We start from the raw sequence: 15,955 nt of genomic DNA on the forward strand, positions 1-15,955 counted from the left end.
CTTTCCTGTTTTGGACCTGTTTTTCTTATTCTAGCCTTAAAGTAAATTCAGATTAGATCTCCGTTAAGTCATCCTCTTTCTGGTGCAGCCAGCTCAGGTTGTACAAGTCCTTGCGGCGGTCTCTCAGGTTGCGTACGCTACCGGTGGTGTTCAGGTCCTTGAGCAGATCCAGGTCCAGGTCGGCAATAAGGGTCATCTCGGTGTTAGGGGTGGCCTCAGCAATGATGGCATCATGCGGGAAGGCCACGTCTGACGGCGAGAACACCGCCGATTGCGAGTACTGGATGTCCATGTTCTCCACGCGCGGCAGGTTCCCCACGCTGCCCGTAATGGCTACGTAGCACTCATTCTCGATGGCACGGGCTTGGGCGCAATGGCGCACCCGGAGGTAAGCGTTCTTGGTATCGGTCTGATAGGGCACAAAGAGAATTTTCATCTCCTGGTCAGACAGCATACGCGCCAACTCGGGGAACTCCACGTCATAGCAGATCAGGATGCCCACTTTCCCGAAGTCGGTCTCAAATACAGACAGCTTGTTTCCGCCGCGCATGCCCCAGTAATGCGATTCATCTGGGGTCACGTGCAACTTGTACTGCTTGTCATAGGTACCGTCTCTTCGGCAGAGGTAACTCACATTGTGCAGCTTGTTGTCAATGTACTCGGGCATGCTGCCGGCAATGATGTTGATGTTGTAAGACAGGGCCAAATGTATCAAACGCTCCCTTATTCCGTCCGTATATTCGGCCAGTTTCCGGATGGCTGCCGATGGGGTTCTTTCGTCTGAAAGGGCCATCAAGGGCGCATTGAAGAATTCGGGAAACAAGACCAGGTCTGCCTTGTACGAACTTACGGTGTCAATGAAGAACTCTACCTGCTGCTCAAAGTCTTCCAGAGAAGTCATCTGGCGCATTTGCCACTGAATAACGCCAATCCGCACAATGCGTTTCTTGCCGCCCACCAGCGTTTCTTTTTCCTCATAGTAGACGTTGATCCACTCCAACAGGGATGCATACGCTTTGGATTCCTTGTCCTGGGGCATGTAGCCTTTGATGATTTTCCGGACGTGGAAACCGTTACTGAGCTGGAAGGTGAGGATAGGATCGTAGATTTCCTTGTTCCGCACCTGCTCAATGTATTTGCCCGGCGTCATTTTGTCTGAATGCTCTTTGTAGCCGGGGATACGGCCGCCCAGAATGATGCCGCGCAGATTCAGGTTTTCGCAAAGCTCCTTCCGGGCGTCATACAAACGACGGCCCAAGCGCAGGTTCCGGTATTCCGGGTGCACGAACACATCCACGCCATATAATGTGTCGCCGTCCGGATCATGGGTGTCAAACTTACCGCCGCCTACAATCTGCTCATAGGTGTGCTTGTCTCCGTACTCAGAGTACTGCACCACCAGGCTAAGCGCGGCCGCAATTACCCGGCCCTTGTCCTCAATACACAGCTGCCCTTCCGGGAACCGCTTTAGCAGCGAGTTGAATTCTTTCTGGGTCCAGGAGCCACCTAGGTTGGTGTAAACCAGTTCCATGATCTGTTTCACCTCTTTGTAATCTGCCGAGGTAAGTTGGCGCAGGATTAATTTATGTTCGGTATTCTCACTCATGTTGTAGGGCTGTGTTGTTTCAAATAAGGCAGGCCGGAGGCTAAAGCCAAAGGTAAAAAACGTTACACGCTTTTAGCATTGCAAGGACTTTCCTATTTCCTTTTCCAGCTGCTTTTAATCCAAAGTTACGAAACCAGAAATAGGTTTCGCGCTGCGATTGCTAGAGTATACGGTGTTTTTGGCCTGATTTCCGAAAAACAGGCCAAAAACAGGAAAGGCCCTGCTTGAAAGGGCCTTTCCTGTAAAGCATATCCGTTCTTTTAAAAGTTGATTTCCGGGATCTCGCCCTCCACCAGAAGGTTGCCTTCGGTGGCGGCCTTTATCTGTTCCACGGTTACGCCGGGGGCACGTTCCAGCAGTTTAAAGCCGTCTTCAGTTACCTCCAGCACGGCAAGGTCGGTGACGATTTTCTTCACGCAGTTGAGGCCGGTAATGGGAAGGCTGCATTTTTTGAGGAGCTTGGATTGCCCGTCTCTGGAGGTGTGTTGCATGGCCACAATGATATTTTTGGCCGAGGCCACCAGGTCCATGGCGCCGCCCATGCCTTTCACCATTTTACCCGGAATCTTCCAGTTGGCGATGTCGCCGTTTTCAGAGACCTCCATGGCCCCCAGAATGGTGAGGTCCACGTGTTCGCCCCTGATCATGGCAAAGCTCTCCGCAGAGCTGAATAGCGCAGAACCGGGCACATAGGTTACCGTCTGCTTGCCTGCGTTGATTAGATCGGGGTCCACCTGGTCTTCCGTAGGGAAGGGGCCCATGCCCAGCAACCCATTCTCACTCTGTAAGACCACGTTCATCCCCTCTGGGATGTAATTGGCCACTAAGGTAGGAATCCCTATCCCCAGGTTCACATAGTAGCCTTCTTTCAGTTCCTGGGCAATTCTTTTGGCAATGCCGTGTTTATCGAGCATAATGTGCTAATTAAGAATGTGCTGATGTGTTAATTATTTTTAGAGGAGGAAATAATCCTGGAAAGCAGCTTCTGCAGTTCCAGAAGTTTTTCCAGCTTATCCTCAATGTCAGGATAGTGTTCACTGTGTTGGCAAAGTAAAAGCCAATACTCTGTTTCATTGGCTTCTTTGGCGGCAATTTTGAGTTTATGGATAAAATCAGCCCGGCTTTCAGCATGTTGGGCCTCCCAAACATTTGCGCCAATGGAAGTGCCACTTTTCAAAAGATGGTTAGCCACCACGTATTTGCGTAATTGTTCTAATGTTTCTGAATAAGCAACAATGGACAGCGCAAAGTCAAAGGACTTGGCAACGATAACATTTCCTTTTCCAATAGGTGTACCTTCCATTATTACTTCATTCAATCATGCACCAAAAAAATAGCACATGAGCACATTAAAAAATTAGCACATTAACGAGTAGTCCGTTGCTCAATCCGTTTCTCGTAGTCCTTACCCTGGAAAATGCGTTGCACGTAGATACCGGGGGTATGGATTTGGTTGGGGTCCAGTTCGCCAACGGGTACCAATTCTTCTACCTCAGCAATGGTGATTTTCCCGGCGGCAGCCATCATGGGATTGAAGTTGCGGGCGGTTCCTTTGTAGACCAGGTTGCCAGCGGTGTCTCCTTTCCAGGCTTTCACCAGCGCGAAATCCGCTTTGAGCCAGGTTTCCATCAGGTACATCTTTCCGTTGAATTCGCGGCTTTCCTTGCCTTCGCCTACCTCGGTGCCGTAGCCGGCAGGGGTGAAGAACGCGGGAATGCCCGCGCCGCCTGCCCTGATGCGTTCGGCCAGGGTGCCTTGTGGGTTCAGCTCCACCTCCAGTTCCCCGGAGAGAAGCTGACGCTCAAACTCGGCGTTTTCGCCTACGTAGCTGGAAATCATTTTCTTTACCTGCCGCTTCTGCAGCAGCAGGCCAATGCCAAAATCATCTACCCCCGCATTGTTGGAGATACAGGTAAGCTCTTTCACGCCTTTGCGCAGCAGCTCGTTAATGCTGTTCTCCGGGATGCCGCATAACCCAAATCCGCCCAACATAAGAGTAGCGCCATTGGGGATATCCTGGCACGCCGCGGCGGCATCTTGTACCACTTTGTTTATCATAAAAATCTGAAAAAAGATTGGTAGAATGTATTACTGAAAAGCTCGGCCCATTGGGCAAAGCCAGTTTTTAAGCTAATTCTGTTTTGAGCCCGTTTTCCGGGAAACACCCTTAAAACGGGTTTCTCACGGAATTCTTCGGGCCGACATATTGCCGCCAAAATAGGCCATGGGCAAATACACCAGCAGGGACGCTACTAAAAACCAGGTAGGGTGCGGTAGCGCCACTAGGTTTGCAATGCCAGCCGCCATTAAAAGGATTCCTACTATTAAGGCATGGATGACCGGTCTGGCAGGAGCGTAGCGCGCAGCCACCATGCCGCCAAAAAAGGAGCCCAGGGCGTAGGAAAATAAGACCAGCAGCAAAGCCTGGGTAGGGGCGCTGTTCATGTAGGCTGCCACGGCCTCAGTGTCTTCCAGGTTAAAGTCGGCGGGGGTGGGGTAGATCTGGTGACTCAGGTACTGGATAATGCTAATGGTAAAGACCCCAATAGCGACTCCGCCTAGCACCGCAAGAATGCTTCTGAACATAAGAAAGACTTAGGTTTGGTTGAAAACCGGTTACAGGGCTGCGTCCCCTTCTCTCTTTCGTGAAAGCCCGAGGTGAAGTTACGGATTTGGTAGATTTATCCTAACACCTGTAAGGCCGAAGCCTGGTCTTGCTGTAATTGTTGGGTGAGCGCCTCTATGCCTGAGAACTTCTCTTCAGGACGCAGGAAGGCTACAAAGAAAAGTGTTATTTCCTTGCCGTACAGGTCAGAGGCAAAGTCAAAGAGATGAACTTCAATGGTTTGGGTAGAGCCGTCTACCGTGGGGCGGGTGCCTATGTTCAGCATTCCTTTGTAGACGCCCTGGCTGGTCTTCACCTTCACGGCATACACACCGCGCGCGGGTACCAACTTCGTCTTTTCAGCCACCTCTATGTTGGCGGTGGGGAACCCGATGGTGCGGCCCAGTTGCTTGCCCTGCACCACGGTGCCGGTCAGGGAGTAATGCCGGCCCAGGTAGCGGGTGGCAGTGTCCACGTCACCGTGTTCCAGGGCGGTCCTTATTTTGCTGGAGCTCACGCCCACGGCCTCAATGTCCTGGCGCGGAATCTCCTCTACCTCAAAGCCGTAGCGGACGGCGTTCTGCTGCAGGTACTCAAAGCCCCCTTCGCGGTTTTTCCCGAAACGGTGGTCATAGCCAATCACCAGCTTTTTGGTATGGATAGTCTGGATAAGGATCTGCTGGATATACTCTTCAGAAGAGAGTTGGGCAAACTCGCGGGTAAAGGGGAGAATCAGAAGATAGTCTACCCCAAAGATGCGGAGGGCCTCAATCCGTTCCTCAATGGTGGACAGCAACCACAGGGAATCATCCTCGGGGTGCAGCACCATGCGGGGGTGGGGCCAATAGGTAATGACCACGCTTTGCCCGTGACTCTGGCGGGTGGTTTCTATGAGCCGGGATAAGATCTTTTGGTGGCCTACGTGCACGCCGTCAAACGTACCTGACGTGACCACCGCATGCGCAAGCGAAGGAAATTGATTAAGCTCCCGGATGACGATCATGTTGACCCAGTTGTTTTTCGCGGAGTTCCTGTAGTTGGGCTAAATTCATGGCGTCTTCCAGGCGGTAGTCCCCAATACGGGTGCGCACCAGTTTAGACAGATACGCGCCGCAGCCTAGTTTCAAGCCAAAATCGCGGGCCAAGCTCCTGATGTACGTGCCCTTAGAACAAACTACCTTGAAATGGACCTGATTGCCTTCAATGCCCATTAAATCAAAAGCTTTGATGGTGATGCGCTTAGACTTGATCTCAGCCTCCTCGCCCCGGCGAGCCAGAGCATAGGCCCGCTCCCCGTTTATCTTTACGGCCGAGTAAATAGGCGGTACTTGGTTAATCTCACCCAGGAAAGATTGGGCGGCCTCCTCCAGCATGGCAGGAGTAAGATGCTCAGTGGGGAAAGTGCTGTCTACCTCGGTTTCTAGGTCAAAGGAAGGGGTGGTGGCGCCAATTGTAAAGGTGCCGGTGTATTCCTTTTCCTGCGCCTGAATCTCTTCTATGCGCTTGGTGAATTTACCGGTGCACATGATCAATAAGCCGCTCGCCAAAGGGTCTAAGGTACCGGCGTGGCCGATTTTCTTGATCTTAAGGGCGAACTTGGTTTTTTTTACCACGTCAAAAGACGTCCAGGTAAGAGGTTTATCTATGAGCAGGATAGCGCCCGCTTCAAAATCATAAGGAGCTTCTTGCATCAGACTATTTTAATTTCAATTCCCAAGCCCAACAACAGAAGAATCACCAAGCCCACCACAATGCGATAGTAGCCAAATAATTTAAAACCGTACTTGGTCAGGAATCCCACAAAAAACCGGATGGCGGCCATGGCCACCAAAAAGGCGACTACGTTGCCAATGGCTAACACTTGCCATTCCTGGGGGGTGATAGAGGAAAGGGCCTTCTCTATTTTAGGGAAGTCCAGCTTCACTACGTCAGAAATCTCCAAGTGCAACAGGTCTTTCAAAACGCTGTAAGTGGCGGCGGCCAGCATGGTGGGTACGGCCATAAAGAAGGAGAATTCAGCTGCCGCCTTGCGGGTCATGTTCTGGGTAAGACCGCCAATAATGGAAGACGCCGACCGGGATACCCCCGGGATCATGGCAATACACTGGAACAAGCCAATAATAAGGGCATTTTTGTAGCTAGGGGTAGTGACCGGATTTTCCTTTTCCTTAAACCACTTGTCTACAAAAATGAGGATAACGCCACCCAACAGAAGGCTAATGGCCACCACCTCCACGCGCTCCAGCATGGCGTCCACGTAGTCTTTCAGCACAAAGCCAATAGCCAGGGCCGGAATCACTGCCACCAGCAGTTTCTGGTAGAAATCAACGGAGTTGATAAAGCGTTTCCAATACAGCACCACCACCGAAAGGATAGCACCAAACTGGATGGTGACCGTAAACATTTTGGTAAACTCAAAGGCACTGATACCCATTAAGCTGGACGCGATGACCATGTGCCCGGTGGAGGAGACCGGGAGAAATTCCGTCAGCCCCTCTATGATAGCGAGGATGATGGCTTGCCAGATACTCATTTAACCGTTTTGTGGGGTTTGGCCAGAATGGCAAAAAATTGGATCAGAAAACCTATCACCAATACAATAGGTCCCAGGGTAAGGCCCAAAAAACCATAGCCGTAAGGCTCCGTATCCAGGGTCATGATAATAAAGCCAATAGCCATGACCAATAAGCCAACCAGCATAATGCGGTAATTGCGCTTGCCGAAGGCAAAGGAAGTGGGGTTCTTGTTTTCCATAAAGGATATTGGTTAATAAAGATCGTCTAAAGAGGAGCGCAGGTATTTCTTGACCGCGCGGTAAGAACTGAAAAATCCCAACACGCCGCCCAGAATCATCAGGGACGCCATGAGAATAAGCAATTGCTGCTCGTCACGCAGGACATACAACTCACTGATTTCATGGTAGGCATAGTGCATGAGGCCATACAGCAGGATTGAGGCCAGAATGCCGCTAACCACCCCCTGGAAGGTGGCCCTGTTCAGGAACGGCCGCTGGATAAAGAAAGAGGTAGCTCCCACCAGCTGCATGCTCCTGATCAGGAACCGCTGCGAGAAAAGGGCCAGCTTAATGGTATTATTGATCAGGATAATCACCACCAACACCAGAATAGCGGCAAACCCGATCAAGACAATGCTTAGCCGTCTCAGGTTCTGGTTGATAGAATCTATGAGGCTTTCCACGTAGTCTACTTCATACACCCCCAGGGTGTTCTGCAGGTCCTGCTTTATTTTCTTGAGTTGGCCCGAGGTTGAAAAGTCGGGGTTGATACGTAGGATAAAGGCATCATGGAGCGGGTTCTCGCCCAGGAAGGTCAGAAAATCCTCACCGCTCTCGTCAATGAACTCTCGGGCGCCTTCCTCTTTTGACAGAAAGCTTACCTGGGGCTCCGTGCCTTCATAGGCGATGTATTCTTTCCGGCCAAGGGTCTTCTTGAGCTTCTCTATTTCCAGGGGGGTAATCTCGCGGTCAAGGTACACCTGCACCTCAATGTTGCGCTTAACCATGTTAGAGAGCTTGTTGGCATGAATGAGCAATAACCCAAAGGAGCCTATCACAAACAGCGCCAGCGTGATGCTGAACATCACCATGGTGTGGGGGTAATTGCCCAGTTTTTTCTTGCGGGTATGTTTAAGCGGTTTTGCTGCCATAAAGAAGTATGCTCGCAAAAATAGTAATTATTTAGAAGAAGAACGGAGAGCCGGCCGTTTTTCGCCTGTTTTCTGGAAAAGAGGCCTAAAACGGCCAGGGAGCAGGACTGCCCCAAAGAAGGATTTTCGCCTATTGAAGCACCTTAGGCGGCACCGGGGTGCGGTCATCGGTGTCAATATTATAATCTGGTTGCTGCCGCTCCAGAGCTCGGCGGGCGCGTTTGCTCAGGTGACGGCGCCGGAACAGTTCCCCAAATTGGTCAAAGTTGGCTTGGTGCAGCACGCTTACCGTTTGGCGGCTGGCGGTGGTATTGGCCTCAAAGTCACGCGGCGTGGTTTCATAAGTGGCGCGTAGCCGAAGCTGCCCGCTTTTGCTCAGGTAATACTCCACAGACCAGTCACCGGCCGCGGTGGAGCGGTTGTTCCCGAAGCGGTTGGTGTTGCTAACGCTGCCCTCGCGGGTCACTTTCAGGCGACCCTCCAAAAAGGTATAGCTCAGACGCAGCTGCACGTCATCCAGCACCTGGTCGCCGTAGCCACTCACCCCAATATCTACCTCCAGGTTGGTGTCAATCTGGGAGAGCCAATAACTGAGCTGGTTAGAGAAAAGCTCGCCCACGCTGCTACCCAAATCTCCTACCAAGCCCACCTGGAACTCGTCCTGCGCCGACAAACGCTTAAAAGCCAGCAGAGAGAAAACCTGCCGGTTCAATTCCTGCTCATCATTTCTTATGTTGTTCAGGTAACGGGTAATCTGGTCTTCCAGCAAGCTGGGGGTATCATTGAACTCAAGGTTCAGCCTGATCTGGGGCGTGGTCAAGGGCCCGTCCAGGTCCATTACCGCCGTTACCGGGTACCGTGACCGGGCTGCCGCGCTCTGGGACTGCTGCTGGCTGAGGGCCAGAATGGGCTCCAGCGACACGCGTTGGGTGTAGGTGGCAGTAATATTAAGCAGTCCCTCAAGCGGGTCTCCGTTCCAGGTGACCGTACCGCCGGGGCGAACGTTGAATTCCTTGTTCACCAGCCCCAGCATGGTAAAGTTGTAGCGGCCCTGCACAATCTCATAGTTGCCGTACATGGCAAACTCCCCGCGGGTGTCAATCTCCATGCGGATGTTGCCCTTGCCGCGGCCCCGAATAATATCACCGGTGCGTTCGTCAAAGATGAGTTCTATGTAGGCGTTCTCGTTCACGTCCAGGTTGAAGTTCAGCCGGATGCCGCTAAGGTCCAGTCCCTTTTTCACCAGGGGAGTGGCAGTGCCCGTGCTGTCCTGTTTGGCGGGGTTTCTGTTCACGAAGGTGACAAAGTTCTGCCGTTCAAGGGTCGTGGAATTGTCCAGGGGAATGGAGATGTTGGTTCTTTCGTCGCTGCGGGCGGTGATGTTCACCTGCAGGTTATCGGTGGCGCCCAAAGCGGTCACCTCTCCGGTGGCGAAGGCAGTCCCATAGTAAAGTGGGTTATCGGCACGGGTGGTGTTCAGGACCATGAAGCGGTTGAACCGGGCGCGCAGGTCCAGCACCATGTTGTCAAAGCCGTCATGGAAAATGCCCCCGTTCAATACCGCCGTGTTGTTGTAGATATCGCGCAAGCGCACGTTCTGGAACGAGATCTCATTCTCACTGAAGTACACGCGGTCCGCGAAGGTGTATTTGGTGTTCAGGTAATTGAAGACAAAGGAACCTTCAGACACCATCACTGATCCTTTCAGGATGGGGCCGCTCAACTTGCCCGTAATACGCACGCGCCCGTCCATGGTGCCGCCCATGTCAGACATGATGGTCTTCAGGAACGGTTCCACCAGTTTCAGTTGAGCGTCATCCATTACGGCCAGCATGTCCAGTTCCTGCTTGCCGCCAGACGGGTTAAAGGTACCGGTAAGTGAGAGCACTTTCTGCTGGTCCCGGCTAATGCCTAGGTCCACGTTCATCCGGCTCTGCCGGTTGTCCCAGGTGGTGGTGCCAGCCACGTTGCCTATGTACTGGGTCCCCACGGTAAAGGAATCAACCGCCAGCTTAGACGAAAGCTGAATGTCATTGTATAGGTCTTTGAGGTACAGTTCCCCGTTGAGCCTGCCGTCCAGCTTTTCGGGTAGCAGCGGGTTCAGGTTCTCCAGCCGGAAATCGGTGAGGCTTACGGTAAGTAAATCCTGGGGGTTAGGGGAGAGGGTACCCGAAATGTTCACGCTCTGCGGCCCGTTGGAAAGGGTAATGTTATTGAAATTGACGGTTTTGCCGCCAAAAACAATGTTATTGTTGGGGGAGATAGTCCAGACCTTGTCCAGGATGTTGATGTTGGAGGGGTTAAAGACCAGGTTCACCTTGTTCAGAGCAAATGCTACGTTCCCACTGATGTTGGCCCGGTTGGAGGTTCCGGACTGCGCAATGTTGCTGGAGAAACTAATGAGGCGCTCGTTCCAGACCCCTTCCACGTACAGTTTCTCGGTGTTGCCGGCGCTGCCCAGTTTCTGGCGCTCAGAGGTGACAATGGCGTTGGCCAATACGTCTGGGCTGTTCCAAAGCTTAGATGACGTCACTTCTATGTTGTTCTTGTAAAACTCATTGTCCTTATAAAGAATGGTGTCTATCTGACTGATGAGGTTCAGTACTGAGGTGGGGCCGTTCCGGAAAGTGCCTTCTACGGTAGAGAAATCTGAGATGGAGACATCTGGCGCAAAGGCATGCAACACCGGGTTAATGTGCCGCAGGTGCACTGACAGGTCTACCTCATAAGAAGAAGGTGGAGTTTTTGGCTTGCGACGGTAGTAGCTGGCAATCTTGGCCGGGTTGTTTTCCAGGTTCAGCAGGTACTCTTCATACAGGGTTTCCAGGTCCTGGAAGAATCTGGAGTACAGGAAGTTTCCGCCGGCCTGCAGGGCCAGGACTTCAGAGCCTATGTGCAGTTCCCTGATTCCGTCATGGAAATGGGACTCCACGGAAAGCGAGTCAATGGCCACTTCTTTGCCGCCATATTGCAAGCGGGTGTTTTTGAAATCGGCTACGCCATAGATCTTGTCCAGGTCAATGCCATTGAAATCCACGTCGGCGGTGGTAGAGAGCACCACGGCTTGCTTGGTTAGGCCCAGGGCCCGCAGGTCGGCGCGCTTTATGTTGGTCTTCAGGTCAAAGATGTGCTGGTTGTTCTGGAGGTTGATGTTACCCGAGGCAGTGAGGTTCAGGTTAGGGTCATTGATCTTGATGTCGCCGTCAAAGGTCTGGCGGCTCAAGTCTGCGTTCACCACAATGTTGCGGAAGTTGTAGTTGTTGAGGTTGATGGAGTTGATGGTGGCATCTGCCTTCAGGTGGGCCGTCTGCAGACTGAAACCGCTGCCCTGCACCCGTCCGTCCAGGGCCACTGATTTAATCACGCTCCGGTCACCCAGCAGCCCGCCCACGTCAAAGCCGCTCGTTTTTAGGTAACCTTTGTAGGAGGACCGATCCGCATTGTTTTTGTCAAACTTCAGGTTAATGTCAGAGACCAGGTTCCCGAGTGGCGTCTTGAAAGACCCGTTGGCCACAAAGTCATTGTAGAAACCGGTGAAATCGCCTTCCAGCCGCACAGTACCGGCTCGGGCAGCCATGGCATAGGCTTTTTGGGGAATTAACTTGCGCAGGTCGCGGGCGTTGATGCTGCTAGGTCCCAGGTGCAGGTCGGTAAAGGTGTTCCTGAAATTGGGCAGGCCCTCGGCGGCAATGTCGCCGGTAATGTGGGTGTATTGCCCGTACCGGATGTCCACGTCCTGGGCCCTGAAGTCCTTTACCTTGCCTTTCACCTTGCCGGAGAGCAGTACCTCCTCATCCCAGTCTTTGAGCACCTCGGCAAACAGCGAGATGTCATCTGAGGTCACGTAGGTGCTGTCAAAGGTAGCCGTCACGTTCATGCTGTCATTGAACTGCGCGAAGTTCCCGAACCGTTCATAATCAAACCGGACGTATTTGGCCAGGTGGCTATTGTTCACCCGCAGGTTCAAATTGTCCCACTCCCAGAAAGTAGGCGCAAAGGTCATGCGCGTGTCAAGGTCCTTCAGGTGCGTGCCCGAGGTTCTGTCTTTGGTGGTCAGGCTGGTGACCAGCACCTGAATGGTGTCGCCCTTCAGGTTTATGTCAGAGAATTTGCCGTTGATCTTCTCCAGGTCCATGTGCTGGTAATCCAGGCCATAGTCTGTGAAGGGCTCATTATAGTCATGATAGGTAAACAGACCGTTCTTCAGAATGATTTGCTCTATCTTGAACTGGAAGGGCTTTTTGGCCTGGGTGGTATCGCTTTTTATGAGGTTGGTAAGGGCCCTGATAAAGGAACTCATGTTAAGCGAGTCCGTGCCTTTGTACTGAATAAGATTAGCCTCTGGGTTGGTGAGGGTAAGGGAGGTAATATCCAGCCGGTTGGGCTGCACCTTGATGTAGGGGAGGGGCACGGTCCAGCCAGAGCGGAACAAGGGGACCTGCGTCCAACCCGTCTCAAAGAGCCTGAAAAACCCAATGTCGGCCTCGGCCTGGCCTACGTAAAAGAGGGTTTTCTGCTTTCGGTCCAGAACGCGTACGCTGTCCAGCACCACCCGTTTAAAGAACTTGACGTCTACAGATTCAATGGTGACCTGATGGTCAATGGTTTCAGAGAGGACGCTGGCCGCTTTTTGGGCCACCTGGGTCTGCACTCCCGGAAAACGCAAGGCAATGGCGAGTCCCCCCACCAGCACTACCACCAAGATAACCAAGCCCAGGATTATTTTTAACAGAGCTTTTGCTATAACTTTGGGGTAGTTTTTCTTTTTTTCTTGCGTCTCTTGGTCTTGCGTTTCCAACGGAATATGAACCCTACGATATTAGCGATTGAATCTTCATGTGATGAAACCTCTGCCTCTGTTATACAAAACGGGCAGGTGCTGTCAAACATTGTAGCCACGCAGGCAATCCATGAGCAATACGGCGGCGTGGTGCCAGAGTTAGCCTCCAGGGCCCACCAGCAAAACATTATTCCCGTAGTGGCCCAGGCCCTGCAAAAAGCAAATATAGCAAAATCTGAGTTGGATGCAGTGGCCTTCACCCGCGGGCCGGGGCTGCTGGGCGCACTGCTGGTAGGCTGCTCTTTTGCCAAGTCCTTTGCGCTGGGCTTGAACCTGCCCCTGATTGAGGTCAACCACATGCAGGCCCACATTCTGGCCCATTTCATTGAAGATCCCAAGCCTAAGTTCCCATTCCTTTGCCTGACCGTTAGCGGCGGCCACACCCAGATAGTTCTTGTACGTGATTTCCTGGACATGGAAGTGCTGGGCCAGACCACCGATGACGCCGTAGGGGAGGCCTTTGACAAGTCGGCCAAACTGCTGGGTCTCCCATACCCGGGCGGGCCCATGCTGGACAAACTGGCCGCCTCCGGAAACCCCGACCGCTTCCAATTTCCCATCGTGAACCTGGACGGCTACGACTATTCCTTCAGTGGCATCAAGACCTCCATCCTGAACTTCGTCAAAAAGAATAGTGCCGCAGAGCCAGACTTCGTGCACCACAATCTTGCCGATATCTGCGCCAGTATCCAGAGTGCCCTGATCCAGACCCTCATGAAAAAGCTGGTGTTAGCGGCCAAAGACCTGGGCATCAAAGAAATTGCCATTGCCGGCGGCGTATCTGCTAACTCCGGCCTGCGCGCGACTCTGCAGGACTACGCCAAACGCCTGGGCTGGAACGTCTATATCCCTGGCTTTGAGTACTGCACTGATAATGCCGCTATGATTGCCATGGCTGCCCACTTTCAATATTTGGCCGGTGATTTTACTGATCAATATGCTAGTCCAGATCCTAGGTTGAAAGTGTAGGAGGAAGAGGGGTTAAGATTTTGATTTTTCGTTTTGGGGCTGTTTTTGAGAAAATGGGCTTGAAACGGATTTGTTGTTAGCCATGACCTTTTGCCGTTGTTGGTGTTCTCACCAATGACTGAGGCTGCTTCTCCATTTGCCATTGAGCTTACTAGGGCGCGGATTTACTTCCGTGCCTATTTGAGGTGACCTGCAGATGTACCCTCCTGTGTAAAGACCCCTATGCGCTCCCCTCAAGGGGAGAATCTGCGTTTAGTAAAGGCAACTGCGTTTTGAGGCTGTCTTTCCAAAAACGTGCTCAAAACATTCTCACTCATTTCCCCCACATTCCCCCGATTCCAGTCTTTACTCCGAGCGCCTCGCTTGTGGCCTTGGAAAAGCTTAACTAAGAGAAGAAGGCAAAGCGGCCGCAAGGGCAGTGCGAGGGGGAAAGACGCGGCCGTGAGCGCTCGGAGGGGAAAGATGAAACAACCAAGCATAAGGACTCTGGCAAGAACAGACACCACGCCAGCAAAAGCCAACTTATAGTACAACCAGCGTAAGCAAAACCCCAACCCCTCCTCTTTTTTGTTGTAAAAAAGAAAGGACCATTGGTAATAAATTCCTTTTCTTTTTCGTAACCCATAAAACCTACTTACATTAACCGCTGCTACGGTGCAAGTGTAAGCCCTGAAGCGGTAGGCCTGTTTTTGGCCTGCCCTAACACCCTAAACCTGTGGTAAAATGCGGAAACCTATCATTCTTATTATCATCCTCATGAGCCTTCTGGAAGCCCAGTGCCAATCAAGTAAAATCAACCGAGATTCCACTATCCAAGACATAGCCAAAAAAACGTTTGACAAACACGAAGACTACAAAGAAGCCAGCCTGAAGAACCGGCGCTTTAAGCACCAGGACATTGTTCCCCTGCTGCAGAAACTGAAAGAGAACCCCCTGTTTGATGTGAAGGTGGTGGGGCAGTCGGTGGAGAAACGGGACATTTACCTGGTGAAGGTGGGCACCGGAAAAACCAAGATCATGCTCTGGTCTCAGATGCACGGCGATGAGTCTACGGCCACCATGGCGCTTTTTGACTTCTTTAATTTCCTGCAGGAAACAGATAAACTGGACCCGGTAAGAAAGCAAATCCTGGAGAACAGCACGCTTTATATTGTGCCTATGCTGAACCCCGACGGGGCCGAGGTATTCACCCGCCGCAATGCGCTGCAAATTGACCTGAACCGCGATGCCATCCGGTTGCAGAGCCCCGAGGCCCGGCTATTAAAGAGTCTGCGCGACAGCTTGAATCCGGAGTTCGGGTTTAACCTCCATGACCAGAGCCGCCTGTATACTGTGGGCACTACCTCCAAGCCTGCCACTATCTCGTTTCTGGCCCCAGCCTTTGACCACGCCCAGACCGTGAATACCGTGCGGGACCGCGCCATGCGCACCATTGTGGGCATGAACGAAGGACTGCAGCAACTTATTCCCGGGCAAGTGGCCAAATACTCAGATGAGCACGAGCCAAGGGCGTTTGGGGATAACATCCAGAAATGGGGCACCAGCGTGATCTTGATTGAGTCGGGTGGCTATCAAAACGACCCTGAGAAGCAGACCATCCGGCAGCTGAACTTTGCCTCAATCATTTCGGCGCTGCATTTAATAGGGGAGCAGGGGTATACCAACTACAAACTGGAAGACTATTTTAAGATTCCGCAGAATGAGCGCTACCTCTATGACTTGGTGGTGCGGCAGGTAAAGTACCGACAGAATGGCATAGACACCTTGCTGGACATCGGGATTATTAGGGATGAAACCAGCGCCCGTACGCCGCAGGGCTTCTTCCACCGGAGTAACGTGCAGGAGATAGGCGACATGAGTGTGTTTTACGGCTATGAGGAAGTGAATGGTCAGGGACTGAACCTGGTGCCCGGGAAAGTGTATGCCACCCCTTTCAAAAATCTGAGCGAGATCACCGCAGACCGGGCGCGCCAACTGCTGCAAGAAGGCTATACCACCGTGCGCCTGGAAACCTCGCCCAGTAACGTGAACCCCGTGGATCTGCCTTTGAACATCATCAGCTCCTCCGCTAAGGTGACGCATGAGCTGGGCATGGGCAAGGGCGCCAACTTCGTGTTGCAGACCCCGGAAGGACAGACCCGGTACGCCATTGTGAACGGTTTTGTCTATGACCTGCAAGGCCCTAAACCGGCGCTCTTCCACGGCCTGGTGCTGTAACTATAAAAAGCCGTTTTAAGCCTGTTTTGGCCAAAACGGACCTAAAACGTAC

General features: G+C 52.3%; 13 protein-coding genes. 2 read left to right on the forward strand and 11 right to left on the reverse strand.

Annotated elements, in window-relative coordinates:
* Window positions 1-52: 52 nt before the first annotated feature.
* From TH63_RS05900 to TH63_RS05950, 11 genes are all read right to left on the reverse strand, one after another.
* Entirely contained in the window at window positions 53-1,606 is a 1,554-nt protein-coding gene (locus tag TH63_RS05900; protein ID WP_048920138.1) for a GNAT family N-acetyltransferase, read from the reverse strand.
* Window positions 1,607-1,866: 260 nt separating this feature from the next.
* Entirely contained in the window at window positions 1,867-2,520 is a 654-nt protein-coding gene (locus tag TH63_RS05905) for a CoA transferase subunit B (RefSeq protein ID WP_048920139.1), read from the reverse strand.
* 29 nt (window positions 2,521-2,549) lie between these two features.
* On the reverse strand, window positions 2,550-2,909 hold the full coding sequence (locus tag TH63_RS05910; RefSeq protein ID WP_048920140.1) for a four helix bundle protein: 360 nt from the start codon (window positions 2,907-2,909) through the stop codon (window positions 2,550-2,552).
* Between the two features lie 62 nt (window positions 2,910-2,971).
* Window positions 2,972-3,664, reverse strand: coding sequence for a CoA transferase subunit A (locus tag TH63_RS05915; protein WP_048920141.1), 693 nt, complete (start codon window positions 3,662-3,664; stop codon window positions 2,972-2,974).
* A 123-nt stretch (window positions 3,665-3,787) separates the two neighbouring features.
* Entirely contained in the window at window positions 3,788-4,192 is a 405-nt protein-coding gene (locus tag TH63_RS05920; RefSeq protein WP_048920142.1) for a hypothetical protein, read from the reverse strand.
* A 95-nt stretch (window positions 4,193-4,287) separates the two neighbouring features.
* Window positions 4,288-5,214, reverse strand: coding sequence for a bifunctional riboflavin kinase/FAD synthetase (locus TH63_RS05925; protein WP_048920143.1), 927 nt, complete (start codon window positions 5,212-5,214; stop codon window positions 4,288-4,290).
* Window positions 5,192-5,902 carry a tRNA pseudouridine(55) synthase TruB gene (truB, locus tag TH63_RS05930; RefSeq protein WP_048920144.1) on the reverse strand — a complete coding sequence of 237 codons (711 nt, stop codon included), beginning with the start codon at window positions 5,900-5,902 and terminating at the stop codon, window positions 5,192-5,194. The genes TH63_RS05925 and truB overlap by 23 nt, the downstream gene beginning before the upstream one ends.
* Window positions 5,902-6,744: an undecaprenyl-diphosphate phosphatase gene (locus tag TH63_RS05935; RefSeq protein ID WP_048920145.1), complete on the reverse strand. Its 843-nt coding sequence runs from the start codon at window positions 6,742-6,744 to the stop codon at window positions 5,902-5,904. The genes truB and TH63_RS05935 overlap by 1 nt, the downstream gene beginning before the upstream one ends.
* Entirely contained in the window at window positions 6,741-6,965 is a 225-nt protein-coding gene (locus TH63_RS05940; protein ID WP_048920146.1) for a DUF3098 domain-containing protein, read from the reverse strand. Before TH63_RS05940 ends, TH63_RS05935 begins: the two co-directional genes overlap by 4 nt.
* Window positions 6,966-6,977: 12 nt before the next feature.
* On the reverse strand, window positions 6,978-7,877 hold the full coding sequence (locus TH63_RS05945) for a cell division protein FtsX (protein WP_048920147.1): 900 nt from the start codon (window positions 7,875-7,877) through the stop codon (window positions 6,978-6,980).
* A 130-nt stretch (window positions 7,878-8,007) separates the two neighbouring features.
* Complete coding sequence (locus TH63_RS05950) at window positions 8,008-12,588, reverse strand: translocation/assembly module TamB domain-containing protein (RefSeq protein ID WP_156180425.1); 4,581 nt, start codon at window positions 12,586-12,588, stop codon at window positions 8,008-8,010.
* A 93-nt stretch (window positions 12,589-12,681) separates the two neighbouring features.
* Here TH63_RS05950 and tsaD point away from each other — a divergent pair, with 93 nt between their 5' ends.
* Window positions 12,682-13,686, forward strand: coding sequence for a tRNA (adenosine(37)-N6)-threonylcarbamoyltransferase complex transferase subunit TsaD (tsaD, locus tag TH63_RS05955; protein WP_048920149.1), 1,005 nt, complete (start codon window positions 12,682-12,684; stop codon window positions 13,684-13,686).
* Between the two features lie 723 nt (window positions 13,687-14,409).
* Window positions 14,410-15,903, forward strand: a complete 1,494-nt coding sequence (locus TH63_RS05965) for a M14 family metallopeptidase (RefSeq protein ID WP_076606412.1) — start codon at window positions 14,410-14,412, stop codon at window positions 15,901-15,903.
* Window positions 15,904-15,955 lie beyond the last annotated feature (52 nt).

Origin of the sequence: Rufibacter radiotolerans (assembly GCF_001078055.1) — a bacterium.
GTDB classification, from domain to species: Bacteria; Bacteroidota; Bacteroidia; order Cytophagales; family Hymenobacteraceae; genus Nibribacter; species Nibribacter radiotolerans.